Below are 17,439 nucleotides of genomic sequence, written 5' to 3' on the forward strand. Positions count from 1 at the left end.
TAATATGAAACAAGATGCATTAGGAATGATAGAAACAAAAGGATTAATAGGAGCAATAGAAGCTGCAGATGCTATGGTTAAAGCTGCAAACGTATATTTAATAGGTAAAGAATATGTTGGAGGCGGACTTGTAACTGTTATGGTTAGAGGTGACGTTGGAGCTGTTAAAGCTGCTACAGACGCTGGTGCTGCTGCTGCACAACGTGTTGGAGAATTAATATCAGTTCACGTAATTCCAAGACCACATAGTGAAGTTGAAGTAATTCTTCCAGCATCTAAAGAAGCTACAAAATAAGACTTTTAATTAAAGCATAACATAATAAAAAACGCTAATTAGGAGGATTTTAATATGAAACACGATGCATTAGGAATGATAGAAACAAAAGGCTTAATAGGAGCAATAGAAGCAGCAGATGCTATGGTTAAGGCAGCAAACGTATATTTAATAGGTAAAGAATATGTAGGAGGCGGACTTGTAACTGTTATGGTTAGAGGTGATGTTGGAGCTATTAAAGCTGCTACAGACGCTGGTGCCGCTGCTGCACAACGTGTTGGAGAATTAATATCAGTTCACGTAATTCCAAGACCACATAGTGAAGTTGAAGTAATTCTTCCAGCAACAAAAGAAGCTGCAAAATAAGATTTTTAATTAGAATGTAAAATATGAAAACGTCGCTAAAGATGATTTAGCGGCGTTTTTACTTGATGAAAAAATCTGTTGTTTTTATATTAACGAGAGAAAAAATGAATTTTATTTTTTATATTATTTTTAAAATTATATTGACATTATTAGAATGGCATGATATGATAAATAACATAAAATTACCAAGAGGGAGATTATTATGAATACTAAAATAAATATATTTGTTTCAAAATTGAATAATCTGCTCCTATTAGCTAACTTAAGATAGCGATTGCATAATAGATACGTTACATACTACTATAGATGCAATCGCCGAGACAGGCGTTTGCATCTATGGTGGCTAATTATTTGCATTGAAATAAATGGAGTCCCATAGATATACTATGGGACTTTTGTAATATCCTAGGTGAAAAAGTCTCATAGTATAAACTGTGGGGCTTTTTTATTTATAAATATCAATATTTGGAAGATTCAGATAAAACGTTTAGGAGGAATAGAAATGAAAAAATCTAGAGAACAATGGGGGACAAAAGCAGGGTTCCTACTTGCAGCTATTGGTTCTGCTGTAGGACTAGGTAATATATGGAGATTTCCTTATGTAGCTTATTCAAATGGAGGTGGAGCTTTTTTAATACCATATTTTTTCGCCATATTCACAGCAGGAATACCTTTATTAATTCTTGAGTATGGAATGGGACATAAATTTAGAGGCTCAACACCACTAGCAATAGCAAGAGCAAATAAAAAGTGGGAATGGCTTGGTTGGTGGCCTATAATTAGTGCAGTTATGATTTTATGCTATTATTCAATGATTTTGAGCTTGGCTATAAAGTACTTAACATTAAGCTTTAAAAAGGTATGGGGAACTGACACTAACAGTTATTTTTATAATGAAGTATTAAATTTATCATCATCACCCTTCGATTTTGGAGGTATAGTTGTTCCAATATTAATAGGAATAACTTTGGTTTGGTTAGTTAACTGGTTTATATGTTATAAAGGAATAAAAGCTGGAATTGAAAAATTAAGTAAAATACTATTACCAGCTCTATTAATAATAATGATAATTATAGTAATAAAAGGGGTAACTTTAGAAGGGGCTTCTGTAGGGTTAAACACACTGTTTACACCTGATTGGCAAAAAGTTAAAGATCCTAAAGTTTGGATTGCAGCATATGGACAAGTATTTTTTTCATTAAGTATAGCTACAGGAATTATGATGACCTATTCCAGTTATCTTCCTGAAAAAACAGATATAAATAATAGTGCATTTATGACTGCTTTTGCCAATTGTGGCTTTGAATTTTTATCTGCCATAGGGGTTTTTGCAATACTTGGATTTATGGCAACAAATCAAGGAGTATCTGTTGATAAAGTTGCATCTGATGGTATAGGACTTGCATTTATAGCATTTCCTAAAGTATTTTCAGTAATGGGCAGCTGGGGAAACATACTATCTGTATTATTCTTTACTTGTTTGGTATTTGCGGGGTTAACATCAGCAGTATCCTTAGTTGAAGCGATCTCTTCAGCCATAATAGATAAAACAGGATGGGAACGTAAAAAAGTAGTAACAGGAATTTTGTTAGTTGGATTTATTATAAGTATCTCCTTTGCAACTAGAGCAGGATTATACCTATTAGATATTATGGATAACTTTATTAATAATTATGGAATAGTTGTAGTTGGATTACTAGAAACTATCTTAGTAGGATGGATTGTAAAACCTAAAACAATTCGTGACCATACAAATTCAGTATCTTATTATGGAATAGGAAAATGGTGGGATATAATTATTAAATATATAAACCCAATTGTTTTAACTTTCATTCTAGTACAAAGTCTTATTACAGAAATGCGTACACCTTATGGTGGATACAATTTGAATGCATTGTTTGTTTATGGATGGGGAGTTATTTTAATGGGGATTACTGGAGCTATCTTAATAAGTAGACAGCCTTGGAGAGATAATATTAATTTAGAAAATGAATAAAGGTGTGGTGATAAAAATGACATTAAATGCAATGATATTCTTCGGTATAGGTGCAACAGTACTTTGGGGAGGATTATTGACTACTATAATAATTTCAATAAAAAAAGATAGCTATTCAGAGAATAGCGAAATACAAAATTAAAATTAATAGATTTGAAGTTTTAAATGAAAGCATAAGCTGCTTTATTACAAATTTATTACAAAAGAACTTAATGAGAGGGTCTGTCTCGCAATAGAAATATTTCTAGGTGTGACAGACCCTTTTTTATTTATTCTGCAAACCTTATTGGCATATAGGTTCCTCTTACCAATCAAATGCAATTCTGACTGAAGCTTCTGAATTTAGTTCTTCTGGGTTAGATAAGATGTAGAAAACTTGCAAGTTATAGGAATTCTCATAGCATGAATTAAACTATAAAAAATAAGTTTACTAATACATTACAACTTTGAAACATGTGATAAATAACTATGAGATACCTTCCCTCTATACTGTGTGTATAGAAAAGGGAGTGTGAAAAATATGAAGAAAAGATTAGTTATTTTGTTACTGGGGATAGGTTTAATTACCGCTAGAGGATTCAGCAAAAGATTTGATTTTACTCATTCTGCTAAACCACTAACTATACGAAATGATGAGTTAAAGATAGATAAGGTTAAAGGAGCTGAGAAGGAAAATCTAATTACTGAAAAAGATACTTCTAAAAATTATACAGCTCTTACCTCTTCTAAAAACACCTCAAAATCAAATATTTTATTAGTAAATAGAAGTAATAGATTAGAGAAAGACTATGTGCCCCAATCATTAACCATACCAAATGTAAGATTTATTTCATATGCTGATTCTAAAGTTAAAAAATGGATACTGCTGCGGCAAAAGCATTGGAAAACTTATTTAATGCCGCAGAAGAAGATGGTGTAAATCTTCTTGCTGTGTCGGGATATAGAGCTTATTCATATCAGGAAATGCTTTATAATAATAAATTAGCTACTGCTGGACGTGTAGAAGCGGATAAATATGTTGCACAACCTGGGGCAAGTGAGCACAACACAGGGCTAGCTATGGATGTATTATCAGATGAATATTCCTCTTTAGATGAAGGTTTTGAACAAACTCAAGCTTATAAATGGCTTGAAGATAACTGTTATAAGTATGGTTTTACAATTAGGTATCTAAAAGGAAAGGAAGATATTACTGGATACAATTATGAGCCTTGGCATTTAAGATATGTAGGTATTTCTGAAGCTACTGAGATGTCAGAAAAATATATTACATTGGAAGAATATCTTAATAAGGTGGAATAGAAGATTTTTGATGCAAGGATTTTACAACTTTGAAACAAGTAATATATAATTTTGATACCTCCAAAGGTTAATATTGTTTTAGGAATCGAAGGGAGGTTAGAAGATGAAAAAAAACGAAGAAAACATAGCAAAAGAAATAGAACAAGCTTATTAAAAAAACTTGCTTTATTTTTGATATTGGAAACTATATTTACTGCTATTACATTTCCCTTCTATGTTTTCTACGGTCCATTTAAAAGGGTAAGAAATACCATAGTAGGATTATCTATGTCCACAGGAAACCATACATATATAGCAAAAACCTTTTTTAATGATGATGATATTAAAAAAATAATACAAGAAAATAACGAAGAATTAAATTCAGCTCAGTCAAACTACGATATTTCAAAGGGTGAGAAAGTTAACTTAAAATATACTGATAGTTCTATAGAAAGATTAGATATAAGTACAAATAAATTTGATGGCATTGCCTTAATAGTAAAGGACCCTTTAAAGGTAAGGGTGGGATATTCTTCAAAACTTGGATATACAGGTGAAACTGTATCAGAAATGGCTAAAAATTATAATGCTGTTGCTGCAATAAACGGAGGGGGATTTTTAGATGTATCTCCAAATGGTAAAACAGGTAGTACAGGTGGAATACCCAGCGGTATTATGATTTCTAAAGGTAATGTAATGTATCCGAAAGAAAAAGAAAAATATGATATTAGAGAAAGCTGCGTATTTGCCATAGACGATAAAGGTAAAATGTACGTTGGACCAGCTACCACAAATGATCTTATAGATAAAAATATACAGGAGGCTATATCATTTTCACCAACTCTTGTTGTTGATGGCAATCCTTATATTTCAGAAAACTCTCTAGGTGGGCTTAACCCTAGAACAGCAATAGGTCAAAGAGAGGATGGAAGTATAATATTACTGGTTATTGATGGAAGACAAGGATTAAAATTAGGAGCTACACTAAAGGATGTACAAAATATTATGATTAAGCTTGATGCTGTCAATGCAATGTGCCTTGATGGAGGTGGCTCTACGGACATGTATTATAATAATGAAATAATAAATAATCCTTCAAGCATCACCGGAGAAAGAGCTATACCTAACATGGTATATGTGGAGCCTTAAGGAGAAAGATATATGAGGAAGAATATGAAAAAACTTAATAAATTATTTTGGGATGTAATATTATCATTTACAGTACAAACTCTAATATTATATTATTTGAATAATTTTTATTTCACAAATGATACACAGCTTACATTTAAAGAAGTGAACTTACAACCTGTTGTATCAGCTAATGTGGAAATTAAATTTGAATCAGATGCTAAAAATATTGCCTTATCGCCTAGTGGGAAATATTGCTCATATTATTCAGAGGGAAAATTAAATATAATAAATTTATATGATGGAAATAAAAACTCATTAAATTTAGAGGAAGATTTAGAGGATTATTTCAAATGGCATAATAGCGAAGATAAATTAATTATCTCTGAAAAGACAGTTGAAAATAATAAAAAAGGCATAAAAATATATACCTACAACACTAAAAATAACACTAAGCAAGAAGCTTTAAACTATAACAATGAAAGTGAAATTTACAAATTACCATCATCAAATGCGATTGTAGATGGAATTGAGTTAAATACAATGAATACTATTATGTATCTTAAGGTATCAAGCCTTACAGGGGTAGATTATCTTGAAAGACTTGATATATCAGGAGGTATGCACAAGCTTAACATTAATACAACAAGAGTGGGAAACTATTTTGTTTTAAAACAAAAGGATGAATTAATATATGAAGATCTTAATGATAACAAGATATATATGACGGATAAATCTAAAAATAGAGAAATAGAGATTGATGGCTGTGAAAACCTAAAGCTTCTCTATGTGGACAAAAGTGATACTGCATTTATTGGAGAATTAGAAAATAATATGATTACCAAAATTTTAAAAAAGACTTTTGATGAAACTTCAAATGAAGATACTTGGACTAGTTTAAGTATTGAAAATCCTGTCTCAGAAGATAATTTGCATATATTGAATTCAGGAAAGATATATGCAATTGATAATCTTAAAGGCATTGCGGAAAATCTTCAAAATAAAACTAAAGTAACTTTCAAAGGTAAATTTATAACTATGAATGATAGTGGTATACTTTCATCACACGAAGACAATCTTATTCTAAGTCCGTTAAAGTAAATTAGTAATATAATTAGGGGATAAAATAATTAAGATAAAGGTGAAAAAATGAAGTTTTGGAAGAGGATATTTATCTACTCAATGACATTATTTTTAATAATATTCAATGTTGCTGGAATATTTATCATAGAAAATATTCATAAAAGAAGTCTTGATAGGACTATAAAAGCTGCCATTGATGAGCACAAAGTAATAGAGGGTGTTATTTATCTTAATACAGATTCTACAAAATATACAGTTCTTGCTTCACAGAACCAACTTAAGGATTGGTTGACTATGGCTATGACAGGATACGTTACTAATGATGTTATAGCACAAGACGGATTGGAAATATATGATGATGATAATAATCTGCTTTTTTCTAGATCTATTGAAAGACTTAACATAGCAAAAGATGAAATAAATAAAGCTAAGCTAAATGAACGGCTTTTTACTATTAAGGAAGTAGATAAAAACCACTATTTATTAATTATGTCTAAATCTTACTTGCAAAATAATATAATAAAGATTGGACTAACCAAAGACATTAGTTTTGCTTACCAGGATTTAGAAAAAAACTACAAATTCTTTTTTATGCTGGATGGGATAGTTTTTGTTTTACTAGCCATTGGAATGTATTTAATTGCAAAAGGAACTACGAGACCTATATCCAAGCTAAGTGAAGCATCTAAAGAAATAGCCTATGGAAATTACTCAAAGCGAGTAGAGATTAAAAATAAAAAAGATGAGGTTGGTATTCTAGCGGATAATTTTAATATAATGGCTCAAGCTACAGAGGATACAATAGAAGAATTAAAAAATTTAAATAGTGCTAAACAAATGTTTATTGACAGCTTAACTCATGAGATTAAAACCCCTCTCACTTCTATAATTGGATATTCAGATTTGCTTATGAAGGGAAACATAAATGAAGATATTAGGTTTACAGCCTTAAATTATATTAATTCTGAATCTAAAAGGCTAGAGAAACTTAATACTACCCTATTAAAACTTATACTAATTAGGAAAGAGGACTTAAGTGCTGAAAAACTATCTTTAAAGGATTGTGTTATAAGTGCTTATACTAGTCTAAACTATAAAATAGAAAGTAAGAATTTAAAGGTTAAATTTGATGTAAAAGATATTAAAATATCTGGAGATAAGCAGCTTATTGTAGTTCTTTTTATAAACATTTTAGATAATGCCATAAAAGCTTCTGAGAAGGATGGGGTTATTAAAATAAAAGGAGATTTTTTAGAAGATTCATCTACCTATCAATTAATCTTTAAAGACCATGGTATTGGTATACCTAAAGAAGACTTAAATAAAATTAAGGAACCTTTTTACATGGTAGATAAGGCTAGAGATAGAGCTAAAAGTGGAGTTGGTTTAGGGTTAGCTATATGTGAGGAGATATGCATGTTGCATAAATTAGAGTTGTCTATTGAGAGTGAGCTTAACAAGGGTACAGAGGTGTTTATTAGTTTCTTTAAGGAGAGTATTATATCATGAAAAAGTCATTTGAAGTTCTTGTCATAACATTATTGATGGTTGTTTTCTTTACCGGCTGTACTAAAACCTTTAATCACTATGAAGATAAGCTATATTCTGAAAAGACTGTATTGGGTGATGAAGATTTAAATACTAAGACAACAAATGTATTTACAAGACAAGATGCTATAAAAAAGGCATTGGATATATTCGATAAAGGATTGAATATTAAAATTGATAGAACAGATTTCACGGAAGACGTAAATCTTGTTAAAAACGATAGATCTAGAAGTTTACAATGGCATATAAGCTGGTTTAAGGATGATGAAAAAATTTTTTATACATGCGTTTTAGACTCATCTACTGGGGAAATTGTAGAATTTCAATGGTTTAACGATTCAAACTCAGATTCAAACAAAGTTGAAGTATTTAAACTATCAGATTTGGAAATTAAAAATTTGATGGAACCTCTGCTTAAGGAATTAGATATTGATATTAATGAGTATTCAGTTTTGACAGATTTAGATCTTACTTACAATAAATATTTAGATGGTATTTATAATAACTATATAGATATTACATTATTGCATAATAAAAATAAAGCAGAAGGATATTATATAAGTATAGATTTAGCAAATAAAAAAGTTATGAGCTTTCGAAAATTATATAATAGATTACCTAAGTGAATAGGAGAAAAGCAATTATGAAAAGTATTCTATTAGTAGAAGATGATAAAGCGATAAGTGATTTAATATCCATAAATCTTGAGATGGTAGGATATAAAGTGTATAAGGCTAGTGATGGCTACATTGCAAAAAAGATTTTAGAAGAAAAAAGTCTTGATCTTATTCTACTTGATGTAATGCTTCCGAAGATTGATGGCTTTACTTTAATATCTCAAATTAAAAATAAAAACATACCAACCATATTTGTTACGGCTAAAGAATCAGTACTGGATAGAGTTACGGGACTACGGTTAGGTGCTGATGATTATATAGTGAAACCTTTTGAAATAATAGAACTTGTAGCTAGAATAGAGGCTGTGTTAAGAAGATATAATACATCACCACAAAACTTTACATTTAAAAATATAGAAGTATTTTATGATCAAAGAATAGTAAAGCTAGATGGGAAGCTAGTTGAATTAACTTATAAGGAATTTGATCTATTAATGCTATTTTTACAGAATAAAAATATTGCCCTTTCCAGAGATCAAATTATCGAGAAAGTATGGGGATTTGATTATGTAGGGGAGACTAGAACTGTGGATATTCACGTTCAAAGACTTAGGGATAAGCTTAACTTAAAAGATGATATAAAGACAATTTTTAAAGTAGGTTATAGGCTTGAAGAATAATATATAGAATTTAGGAGAATCCAAGGACAGTTAGCAACTTTTAAGCTTTTACATAAGCAGTAAAAGCAATTGGTGCTAACTGTCCATTTTTAATGTTTATATCACAACTATTATATATTTAGAAATATTTCTAGGTGTGACAGACCCTTTGCAATTTCCGTGAGATTATATCAGAAGAATAGAAATCTCACAGCCTTTAAATTTTCAATTGTTTCATAAATAAAGGAAAAAAAAGGATTATGGACTTAGAACAAGTTATCCGCAGGAAAAAAGCTCAAATCAGGGTTGAATTGTATACGCTTTAGGTATACAATAAAAAGTATATGGTTTAAGTATACTTTAAAGGAAGATGTTTCAGAATATGCTTAAATAAAATCATATTAATTAAAGCGGAGGTGTATTTATGTTTTTTAAAACTACAGAACAACATGAAAATTTGAGGATAAAAATCAGAGAGTTTGCTGAAGAGGAAGTTAAACCTATTGCGTTTATGTTGGATCAGGAAAATAAATTCCCTTCCGAAGCAATTCATAAATTGGCTGATATGGGTATGATGGGGATACCATATTCAAAAGAGCAGGGTGGAGCGGGCTTAGATGTAATAAGCTATGCAATCGCCGTTGAGGAATTATCAAGAGTGGACGGTGGTACAGGAGTAATTCTTTCCGCTCATACATCTTTAGGTGCATATCCAATTGCTGCCTATGGAACAGAGGAACAAAAGAAAAAATATTTAGTTCCATTGGCTAAAGGAGAAAAGCTTGGAGCTTTTGGTCTTACAGAAGAAAATGCTGGTAGTGATGCTGGGGGTACAGAAACCACTGCTGTGTTAGATGGGGATTATTACATCTTAAATGGTGAAAAGATTTTTATCACCAACGCAGGTGAAGCTGATATTTACATTATTTTTGCAGTTACTACACCAAACATAGGTACTCGCGGCATCAGTGCTTTCATTGTAGAAAAAGGCTGGGAAGGCTTTAGCTTTGGAAAACATTACGACAAGTTGGGTATTCGTTCTTCAGCTACTGGAGAGCTAGTTTTTAACGAAGTGAAAGTGCCTAAAGAAAATCTATTAGGCAAAGAGGGAGATGGTTTTAAGATTGCTATGTCCACCTTGGATGGCGGTCGTATCGGTATTGCAGCTCAGGCTCTAGGTATTGCTCAAGGTGCTTATGAACATGCATTAGAGTACTCAAAAGAAAGAATTCAGTTTGGTAAACCTATTTGCCAGCAGCAGATCATCTCTTTTAAGTTGGCGGATATGGCCACAAAGCTTAGAGCAGCTAGATTGCTTATTTACAGTGCAGCAGAGCTAAAAGAAAATCATGAACGCTACAGCATGGAAGCTGCTATGGCTAAACAATATGCTTCTGACGTCTGTCTTGAGATTGTAAACGACGCCCTTCAAATATTTGGAGGAAGCGGCTATATGAAAGGTATGGAAGTTGAACGTGCTTACAGAGATGCTAAGATTTGTACTATATATGAAGGAACTAATGAGATTCAGCGTATGGTTATAGCTTCTAGTATCATAGGAAAGATGCCGAAAACAGAGGGCACAGGTAAGATTTCTCAAAGTGGACCTGCTACAGGTTACCGTAAGAAAGTGATTTTTAAGGAAGGAACCCCAAAAGAAAGAGTTGATTCTCTTGTTGAAGCTCTTAAGACAGATGGCTATGATTTCACAGTTGGAATTCCATTGGATACTCCTATTACTAAAGCTGAAAGGGTAGTCAGTGTAGGTCTAGGCATAGGGGAAAAAGAAAACATGAAGCTTATAGAAGACTTGGCAGTTCAAGCTGGTGCAGCTATAGGTTCTTCTCGTCCAGTAGCTGAAACCCTTAAATATGTACCGCTGAATCGTTATGTCGGTATGTCTGGACAAAAATTTAAAGGAAATCTTTACATTGCCTGTGGTATTTCAGGTGCAGGGCAACATTTGAAAGGTATAAAGGATGCTTCTACAATTGTTGCTATAAATATTAATGCTAATGCAAAAATATTTAAGAACGCAGACTATGGTATCGTTGGAGATTTAATGGAAATATTGCCATTGCTCACTGCTGCTTTAGACAACGGAGAAGCAAAGAAGGAGGCTCCACCAATGAAGAAGATGAAGAGAGCTGTTCCTAAGAAGGTTGCTCCAACTTGGAAATATCATGTATGTAATGGATGTGGTTATGAATACGATCCTGGCGTAGGTGATCCAGAAGGTGAAGTAGTTCCAGGCACACTCTTTGAAAATCTACCTGAAGAATGGACTTGTCCTGCTTGTGGTGAAGAAAAAGATATGTTTATAGAAGTTTAATTCTTATAAGTGTGATTCTTATAAGTGTGATTCTTATAAGTAAGCAAACGTAATAATGTGCTTTTAGCGTAAAGGAGGATTAGATTTATGTATTGTGTTAGAAATATAACTGAGGATCTTTATTGGGTTGGTGGCAACGATCGCCGCCTAGCTCTATTTGAAAATGTTCATCCCATTGAAAGAGGGGTTTCATATAACTCTTATCTACTTTTAGATGAGAAGACAGTGCTCTTTGATACAGTAGACTGGTCAGTTTGCCGTCAATTCCTTGAAAATATTAAAGAGGTTCTAGGGGACAGACCTTTGGATTACATGGTAATCAACCATATGGAACCGGATCATGCAGCTTGCATTGAAGAAATTGTCCTTCGTTATCCGGGTGTAAAGATTGTATGTACTGAAAAAGCTTTCATGTTCATGAATCAGTTTGGTTTTAATATAGATGGCAAAATAATAGAAGTCAAAGAAGGGGACACTATGTCCTTTGGAAAACATAATGTTGTATTTGTGTCTGCTCCAATGGTACATTGGCCAGAAGCTATGGTGACATACGATACTACAAACGGTGTACTATTTTCCGCTGATGCCTTTGGATCTTTCGGCGCCTTGGACGGTAAGCTATTCAATGACGAGGTGAACTTTGATAGAGATTGGATCGATGATGCCAGAAGATATTATACAAACATTGTAGGTAAGTATGGTCCTCATGTTCAGTCTCTTTTAAAGAAGGCAAGCACTATCGACATCAAGATTATCTGTCCGCTACATGGACCAGTATGGCGTAATGATTTTGCATATTTGCTAGATAAATATGACAAGTGGAGTCGCTATGAACCTGAAGAAAAAGGCGTAATGATCGTTTATGGAACAATGTACGGCAATACAGAAGCCGCTGCCAACGATTTGGCAACAAGGTTAGTAAAAAAGGGAATGACTAATGTGGTTATGTATGACGTTTCAAAAACTCATGTGTCCTATTTGATTTCTGAAACATTTAAATACAGCCATGTGGTTCTTGCTTCCGTAACCTACAACTTAAATATTTATCCACCAATGTTAAATTATCTAATGGACATGAAGGCATTAAATCTTCAAAAACGTACCTTCGCTTTAATAGAAAATGGATCATGGGCTCCTCAATCGGGTAAGCTTATGCGTGAACTTTTAGATGATATGAAAGAAATGAATATTTTAGACGGCGATATATCAGTAAACTCCAGCATGAAAGAAGAGGATGGGGATTCAATGGATACCCTTGCTGATAGTATTATAGAGTCAATGAAATAATTAAAAAATAATGAAAAGCACATGTGTCTGATCCTGTAAGTTAGGGAGAGATGCATGTTATAACAATGAACCTTCTATCTATTTAATATATAGATAGGAGGTTTTTATTTTAGATAGTGTAAAGTGAGTTATGAAAAAATATAGTTCAAGGAATTTAAAATAATATTGTGCTTGTTGCATCCTCAATATGGTTTGCTGACCTGCAAGAGGATAAGCGCTGTAGCCATCTGCGATAAATTTTAGAGCCTTATTAGGAAATACTTTGAACTTTTCAAAAGCCATACGCATAGTAAGGATACATGGACCTACGGCTCGAGTATCGGACACTTGGTAGCTGAGAATGGACTTTTTACAGGCATCCATGATTATCCACACGTAATGCTTTATACCTTTTACCTTGATATAGGTTTCATCAGCAGAAAGAATATTAGATGGCTTGTAGTCAAATTTGAATAAAAGTAGGGGAACTTTTAAATAAGTATGTACAAATTATCATAAAATAAAAATTGTTATAAGCTATAATTTATGTATATATGGTTATATATAATAAGGTGTGTTAAAATTTATATAATAAGGAAAACTTGGCGGTGATTGCATATGGAAAATATAATTGATAAAGTGAAAGACTTTATTATTGAAATAAATAAAAAATATGAAGTGAAATTTGCATACATTTTTGGTTCCCAAGCAAGAGGTGTAGCTAGGGAAGATAGTGATATTGATATAGCTATATATTTAAAAGAAAATCATCCACCTATGGAAGAAGCTTTTATAAGAGGAGATATAATAGAAGATGGAAAAGCCTTTTTCAAAAAAGATGTGGATATAATTTCGTTAAATAATGCTTCATTGTTACTAAAATATGAGATAATCCATGATGGTATAGTAATTAAAGATGATGATGATAGAGCTGGTTTTGAATCCTTGTCTCTAAGAGAATACTTTGATTTTAAATATTATTCAGATATATATGATAATGCAATGATAGAAAGAATAAAAAAGGGAGAATTTTTTGGAGGATAAAACATGGTTAAAAGAGAAGTGGTGCTTTCAAGAATAAATAAATTAAATGAATATATAAACATACTTAATTCTGTAAGAAATTATAATAAAGAAGAATATATAAAGGATCCTTTTATATACGGTTCTGCAGAGAGATTTCTACATTTAAGTATCGAGTGCATTCTAGATATTGGAAATCACGTCATAGCTGATATGAAGTATAGAAAGCCAGAGAATAATAAAGATATATTTTTTGTTCTATATGAAAACAAAATAATTAATGAAGAACTAAAAAATAACTTATGTAACATGGCGGGATTTAGAAATATATTAGTTCATGACTATTTAAAATTAGATAGAGGATTAGTATATGATATAATAAACAACAATTTAAATGACTTAAAAACCTTTGTAGAAATAGTTATAGAATATGTGTAATTTAATTAGGATAGGTCAAATTATTTTTAAAGTTGTAAGTTTCTACAAAGATAATTTGTTGTACGAAACAGAGAGCTAAGTACGTAGTGAAGCCGCTCTAGAAAAAGTCGCTATTTCACTACATACTTAGCTTTTTTATGTTTTGCAAATAAATTTTTAGGCGGAAAAGATTTGGAAAAAGTAAAGGAGGAATTAAAAATGACTGAGCTTGGAAAAAGCTTAATACAAGAAGGAAAAAATGAAGGAAAAAAAGAAAAAATTAATAAAAAGCACATGTGTCTGATCCTGTAAGTTAGGGAGAGATACATGTGCTTTAATTTGCTCTTTATAAATGATGGGTGATTCAATCATTTTACCTTACATCAACTGTAAGTGTTTTTAGATTTCTACATTTGATATAATTTAAATAAATCAATGATCAACTCTAGGATCATTTCAGCAAAACTGTAAAATAGGAAACTAAAAAAGGGGAGTTATATAGTGATTAGACAGGGGAAATTATTAGAAGTTCAGGGCTTACAAAAAAACTATGGAAAGAATAATAACATAACCAAAGCTATACAAGGGATTAGTTTTGACGTTTTTCCAGGAGAATTCTTAGGAATAATGGGGCCAAGTGGATCTGGAAAAACTACATTATTAAACTGCATTGCAACAATAATAAAACCAACATCTGGGCGTATACTTTTAAATGGTAAAAACATAAGTGCTTTTGGTAGTAAAGATTTAGCTGAGTATCGTGGTAGTCGAATTGGATATTTGTTTCAAGACTTTGAATTACTGGATAACCTAACTGGACAAGAAAATATATTATTACCATTATCTATTCATGGGGTAGATTTTGCAAAAGCACAAGTTAAATTAGATGAGTTAGCAAATTTCTTAGAAATTACGGATATTCTTAACAAATTCCCATCTCAGATGTCTGGAGGACAGAAGCAAAGGGTAGCTGCTGCACGCAGTTTGATTTCTGATCCGGATATCGTTCTTGCGGATGAACCTACAGGAGCATTGGACACACGTTCTGCAAGGACTTTAATGAATAAGTTGGAAGGTATTAATAGAAGTAGCAAAAGAACTATATTGATGGTTACCCATGACGCTAATGCAGCAAGCTTTTGCTCAAGAATCCTTTTTATTCAAGATGGTGTAATATTTCATGAGCTGCGCTGCAAACAAGATGAGTCTCGTGAGGAGTTTTATGAAAGAATTTTAAAGTTATTATCTCAGTTTGGGGGAGGAAGTGCAAATGTTCTATAGGCTGATTTATCGTAATGCTAGACGAAGTCGTAAGGAGAATTTAATCTACTTTGCAACACTTGTAGCAGCAGTGACTTCGTTTTATATAATTCTCTCCCTTGGAAGACAGGATGTTATTTTATTTTTAAAGGAGTTTGAAAGTGATGCAATCGATAAATTTTTAGCTAGGATGCCAATTGTTTATATATTTGCATTGTTTTTATTATTTTTCTTAATTTTATTTGCTAATAGGTACCAATTAAATCGGAGAAGCAAAGAGTTTGGACTTTATCTTATGTTAGGAATGCGCAAAGAACGCCTTATTTTTCAACTTTTAGCAGAGGCATTAATTACTTCTATCTTAGCACTTATTGGAGGCATTTTAATAGGCGGATTTTTAGCAGAAATAATTAGCTTAACGGTTTCTAAATTGGTGGGGCAGGGAATTGTCGGTCATCAACTAACCTTGTCGGCAGATGCGATTTTCTTTACAATAATGGGTTTTTTATTTATCCAGTTTATAGCATTAATCATTCTTGGTGGAAGATTATTTAATCAGGACTTACATCAATTACTTTATGAGCAAATGGATAAGAAACAAGATATGGGGCAGTTAAAAGGCAATGCACTCAATATTTTAATAGGTTCTATATTACTAGGTATTGCATATTGGAGTGTTTTATATCATTTTATGGACTTTGCAGGAATTATTCCGTTTGCAGCAATAACTCTCGGAAGTTTAGGAACTATATTTTTTATGAATGGATTTGGAAAACTACTAGGTTTATTGGCAGGATTGTCTGGGCATAAATCTACTAAAGGGTTGCACACATTTACATTAAGACAGTTTCAAGAGAACATAGCTAATAGATCTACCTCTGTTGCGGTAACATCTATTTTAATCACGTTATCTATTATTTTGATAGCAAATGGCGCTTCAACTATTTTGAATTCAGGAAGTAGGTTATATAATAGAAAAGAATCCTCGTTATATGATTTTACTGTTAATGGAGATAACCCAAAAGTTAAGGATTATCTTAATTCAAAAAAAATGGCACCATACGTAGAGGACTTAAATCTATTGAAGCTTGGAAAAATGAAACATCAAGGTGTTCATAGGGAAGATGGGATGGTGTTGTCATTAGTTGATTGGTCCAAGTTAAGAGAGCAAATTATTATGGCTCTGCCAAGTGATTATAAAGATGAAGTTTTATCCGGAGAAATTCAGAGTTATGAGATTGGTAAAGAAAATCCTGAAGCAGTTAATCTGTTTGGTGTCCTAGATACAGGCACAACAACACCTTATCTCATTCCTGAATCATCTTATAATGGAATTTTAGAAGCTATAGGGGAAAAACCATTGAACCTACATTCAGATGAAATTGTCTTATACTTTAATCCAGACTTTATGCCTATGGATAATTTAGATAAAATACCTGTACTAGATAACATTTTAAAAAAGGCTGCAAAAGAAGAGCAAAGTTTGATGAGTATTAATAATAAGGAAGTATTTATACGTCCATCAATTCCAATGAGGGGATTAGTAGCAGACCGTTCAGTAGAAATTTTTTCAGCATTTATAGTTCCTGATTATATGTTTGAACAATTAATAAATACAGAAACCTATGTGTCATATTGGAATTTTCGAATCCCACAAAAGATGCAAGATCAGCAAGGTTTACTGAAACCAATGATGGAGACTAGAGATTTATTAAAATTTTCAGGATTTAGGTTTGAAAGTTATTTACAAAACTTTGGACGCCAGCTCTTCGGTGTTGTTACTGCGACTTATACGCTTTTATATATGGGAATTTTATTTTTGATTATTGCTTGTACAGTATTATCTTTACAATTTTTGACACAGATGAAACAGACTGGACAACGCTATTTAACACTTTCAATACTAGGTGCAAAATGTAATCAAATGAAAAGATCTATGTATAGACAGGTGTTGTGGACCTTTTTGTTACCTATGTCTCTTGCATGCATCAGTGGAGCTGTTGGTATAAGGGCTATGATTTTATTTGTTGATATTTACATTGAAAATCAAGCATCACTTTATCCTATTGCATTTATCTTTGCGTGTATTGTGATTGTAACAGTAGCGATTTATGGAGTAGCAGTTGCCCGTTCAGCAGATCATGAGATTGATAAGTTACGCTGGAAGCCCAATATGGATTAATTTTACA

Annotated in this window: 18 protein-coding genes; 17 read left to right on the forward strand and 1 reads right to left on the reverse strand. The window is 32.1% G+C overall.

Annotated features, from left to right (window positions below; genetic code table 11):
- Positions 1 to 4: 4 nt before the first annotated feature.
- The 13 genes from eutM (RYO54_RS02680) (at position 5) to RYO54_RS02740 (ending at position 12,571) form a co-directional block, all read left to right on the forward strand.
- Positions 5 to 295, forward strand: a complete 291-nt coding sequence (gene eutM, locus RYO54_RS02680) for an ethanolamine utilization microcompartment protein EutM (RefSeq protein ID WP_315115377.1) — start codon at positions 5 to 7, stop codon at positions 293 to 295.
- A 54-nt stretch (positions 296 to 349) separates the two neighbouring features.
- Entirely contained in the window at positions 350 to 640 is a 291-nt protein-coding gene (gene eutM / locus RYO54_RS02685) for an ethanolamine utilization microcompartment protein EutM (protein ID WP_315115379.1), read from the forward strand.
- Between the two features lie 502 nt (positions 641 to 1,142).
- Positions 1,143 to 2,636, forward strand: coding sequence for a sodium-dependent transporter (locus tag RYO54_RS02690; RefSeq protein WP_315115381.1), 1,494 nt, complete (start codon positions 1,143 to 1,145; stop codon positions 2,634 to 2,636).
- Positions 2,637 to 2,652: 16 nt separating this feature from the next.
- Positions 2,653 to 2,778: a MetS family NSS transporter small subunit gene (locus RYO54_RS02695; protein ID WP_315115806.1), complete on the forward strand. Its 126-nt coding sequence runs from the start codon at positions 2,653 to 2,655 to the stop codon at positions 2,776 to 2,778.
- 378 nt (positions 2,779 to 3,156) lie between these two features.
- The gene (locus RYO54_RS02700) at positions 3,157 to 3,555 is read left to right on the forward strand and encodes a hypothetical protein (protein ID WP_315115384.1); all 399 of its coding nucleotides are present in this window, start codon (positions 3,157 to 3,159) and stop codon (positions 3,553 to 3,555) included.
- Positions 3,492 to 3,938, forward strand: coding sequence for a M15 family metallopeptidase (locus tag RYO54_RS02705; RefSeq protein WP_315115386.1), 447 nt, complete (start codon positions 3,492 to 3,494; stop codon positions 3,936 to 3,938). The genes RYO54_RS02700 and RYO54_RS02705 overlap by 64 nt, the downstream gene beginning before the upstream one ends.
- A gap of 51 nt (positions 3,939 to 3,989) precedes the next feature.
- Positions 3,990 to 5,066, forward strand: a complete 1,077-nt coding sequence (locus RYO54_RS02710; protein WP_315115388.1) for a phosphodiester glycosidase family protein — start codon at positions 3,990 to 3,992, stop codon at positions 5,064 to 5,066.
- Positions 5,067 to 5,078: 12 nt separating this feature from the next.
- Positions 5,079 to 6,146 carry a hypothetical protein gene (locus tag RYO54_RS02715; RefSeq protein ID WP_315115390.1) on the forward strand — a complete coding sequence of 356 codons (1,068 nt, stop codon included), beginning with the start codon at positions 5,079 to 5,081 and terminating at the stop codon, positions 6,144 to 6,146.
- 48 nt (positions 6,147 to 6,194) lie between these two features.
- A complete protein-coding gene (locus RYO54_RS02720) occupies positions 6,195 to 7,637 on the forward strand; it encodes a HAMP domain-containing sensor histidine kinase (protein WP_315115394.1) in 1,443 nt (480 codons plus the stop codon).
- Positions 7,634 to 8,302 (forward strand): hypothetical protein, encoded by a 669-nt coding sequence (locus RYO54_RS02725; protein WP_315115396.1) that lies wholly within the window; start codon positions 7,634 to 7,636, stop codon positions 8,300 to 8,302. The genes RYO54_RS02720 and RYO54_RS02725 overlap by 4 nt, the downstream gene beginning before the upstream one ends.
- Positions 8,303 to 8,319: 17 nt before the next feature.
- Positions 8,320 to 8,973, forward strand: coding sequence for a response regulator transcription factor (locus RYO54_RS02730; RefSeq protein ID WP_315115399.1), 654 nt, complete (start codon positions 8,320 to 8,322; stop codon positions 8,971 to 8,973).
- Positions 8,974 to 9,376: 403 nt separating this feature from the next.
- Positions 9,377 to 11,284: an acyl-CoA dehydrogenase family protein gene (locus RYO54_RS02735; protein WP_315115402.1), complete on the forward strand. Its 1,908-nt coding sequence runs from the start codon at positions 9,377 to 9,379 to the stop codon at positions 11,282 to 11,284.
- Positions 11,285 to 11,371: 87 nt separating this feature from the next.
- Positions 11,372 to 12,571: an FprA family A-type flavoprotein gene (locus tag RYO54_RS02740; RefSeq protein ID WP_315115403.1), complete on the forward strand. Its 1,200-nt coding sequence runs from the start codon at positions 11,372 to 11,374 to the stop codon at positions 12,569 to 12,571.
- Between the two features lie 78 nt (positions 12,572 to 12,649).
- On the opposite strand, the gene RYO54_RS02745 is transcribed toward RYO54_RS02740, so the two are convergent.
- A complete protein-coding gene (locus RYO54_RS02745) occupies positions 12,650 to 12,997 on the reverse strand; it encodes a DDE-type integrase/transposase/recombinase (protein WP_399548993.1) in 348 nt (115 codons plus the stop codon).
- A 171-nt stretch (positions 12,998 to 13,168) separates the two neighbouring features.
- On the opposite strand from RYO54_RS02745, the gene RYO54_RS02750 reads away from it, so the two are divergent.
- From RYO54_RS02750 to RYO54_RS02765, 4 genes are all read left to right on the forward strand, one after another.
- Positions 13,169 to 13,594: a type VII toxin-antitoxin system MntA family adenylyltransferase antitoxin gene (locus tag RYO54_RS02750; RefSeq protein WP_315115405.1), complete on the forward strand. Its 426-nt coding sequence runs from the start codon at positions 13,169 to 13,171 to the stop codon at positions 13,592 to 13,594.
- A gap of 3 nt (positions 13,595 to 13,597) precedes the next feature.
- Positions 13,598 to 14,011 carry a type VII toxin-antitoxin system HepT family RNase toxin gene (locus tag RYO54_RS02755; protein ID WP_315115407.1) on the forward strand — a complete coding sequence of 138 codons (414 nt, stop codon included), beginning with the start codon at positions 13,598 to 13,600 and terminating at the stop codon, positions 14,009 to 14,011.
- Between the two features lie 483 nt (positions 14,012 to 14,494).
- A complete protein-coding gene (locus RYO54_RS02760; protein ID WP_399548995.1) occupies positions 14,495 to 15,271 on the forward strand; it encodes an ABC transporter ATP-binding protein in 777 nt (258 codons plus the stop codon).
- A complete protein-coding gene (locus RYO54_RS02765) occupies positions 15,261 to 17,432 on the forward strand; it encodes an ABC transporter permease (protein WP_315115413.1) in 2,172 nt (723 codons plus the stop codon). The genes RYO54_RS02760 and RYO54_RS02765 overlap by 11 nt, the downstream gene beginning before the upstream one ends.
- Positions 17,433 to 17,439: the final 7 nt, after the last annotated feature.

Origin of the sequence: uncultured Clostridium sp., assembly GCF_963515715.1 — a bacterium.
Taxonomy (GTDB): Bacteria; Bacillota; Clostridia; order Clostridiales; family Clostridiaceae; genus Clostridium_AW.

Excerpts from the sequence above, each read along its gene's own strand:
- eutM (WP_315115379.1), top strand. The coding sequence starts at position 350 with ATGAAACACGATGCATTAGGAATGATAGAAACAAAAGGCTTAATAGGA.
- RYO54_RS02730 (WP_315115399.1), top strand. The coding sequence starts at position 8,320 with ATGAAAAGTATTCTATTAGTAGAAGATGATAAAGCGATAAGTGATTTA.
- RYO54_RS02750 (WP_315115405.1), top strand. The coding sequence starts at position 13,169 with ATGGAAAATATAATTGATAAAGTGAAAGACTTTATTATTGAAATAAAT.
- RYO54_RS02735 (WP_315115402.1), top strand. The coding sequence starts at position 9,377 with ATGTTTTTTAAAACTACAGAACAACATGAAAATTTGAGGATAAAAATC.
- RYO54_RS02705 (WP_315115386.1), top strand. The coding sequence starts at position 3,492 with ATGGATACTGCTGCGGCAAAAGCATTGGAAAACTTATTTAATGCCGCA.
- RYO54_RS02695 (WP_315115806.1), top strand. The coding sequence starts at position 2,653 with ATGACATTAAATGCAATGATATTCTTCGGTATAGGTGCAACAGTACTT.
- RYO54_RS02700 (WP_315115384.1), top strand. The coding sequence starts at position 3,157 with ATGAAGAAAAGATTAGTTATTTTGTTACTGGGGATAGGTTTAATTACC.
- RYO54_RS02720 (WP_315115394.1), top strand. The coding sequence starts at position 6,195 with ATGAAGTTTTGGAAGAGGATATTTATCTACTCAATGACATTATTTTTA.
- RYO54_RS02690 (WP_315115381.1), top strand. The coding sequence starts at position 1,143 with ATGAAAAAATCTAGAGAACAATGGGGGACAAAAGCAGGGTTCCTACTT.
- eutM (WP_315115377.1), top strand. The coding sequence starts at position 5 with ATGAAACAAGATGCATTAGGAATGATAGAAACAAAAGGATTAATAGGA.
- RYO54_RS02755 (WP_315115407.1), top strand. The coding sequence starts at position 13,598 with ATGGTTAAAAGAGAAGTGGTGCTTTCAAGAATAAATAAATTAAATGAA.
- RYO54_RS02725 (WP_315115396.1), top strand. The coding sequence starts at position 7,634 with ATGAAAAAGTCATTTGAAGTTCTTGTCATAACATTATTGATGGTTGTT.
- RYO54_RS02765 (WP_315115413.1), top strand. The coding sequence starts at position 15,261 with ATGTTCTATAGGCTGATTTATCGTAATGCTAGACGAAGTCGTAAGGAG.
- RYO54_RS02715 (WP_315115390.1), top strand. The coding sequence starts at position 5,079 with ATGAGGAAGAATATGAAAAAACTTAATAAATTATTTTGGGATGTAATA.
- RYO54_RS02740 (WP_315115403.1), top strand. The coding sequence starts at position 11,372 with ATGTATTGTGTTAGAAATATAACTGAGGATCTTTATTGGGTTGGTGGC.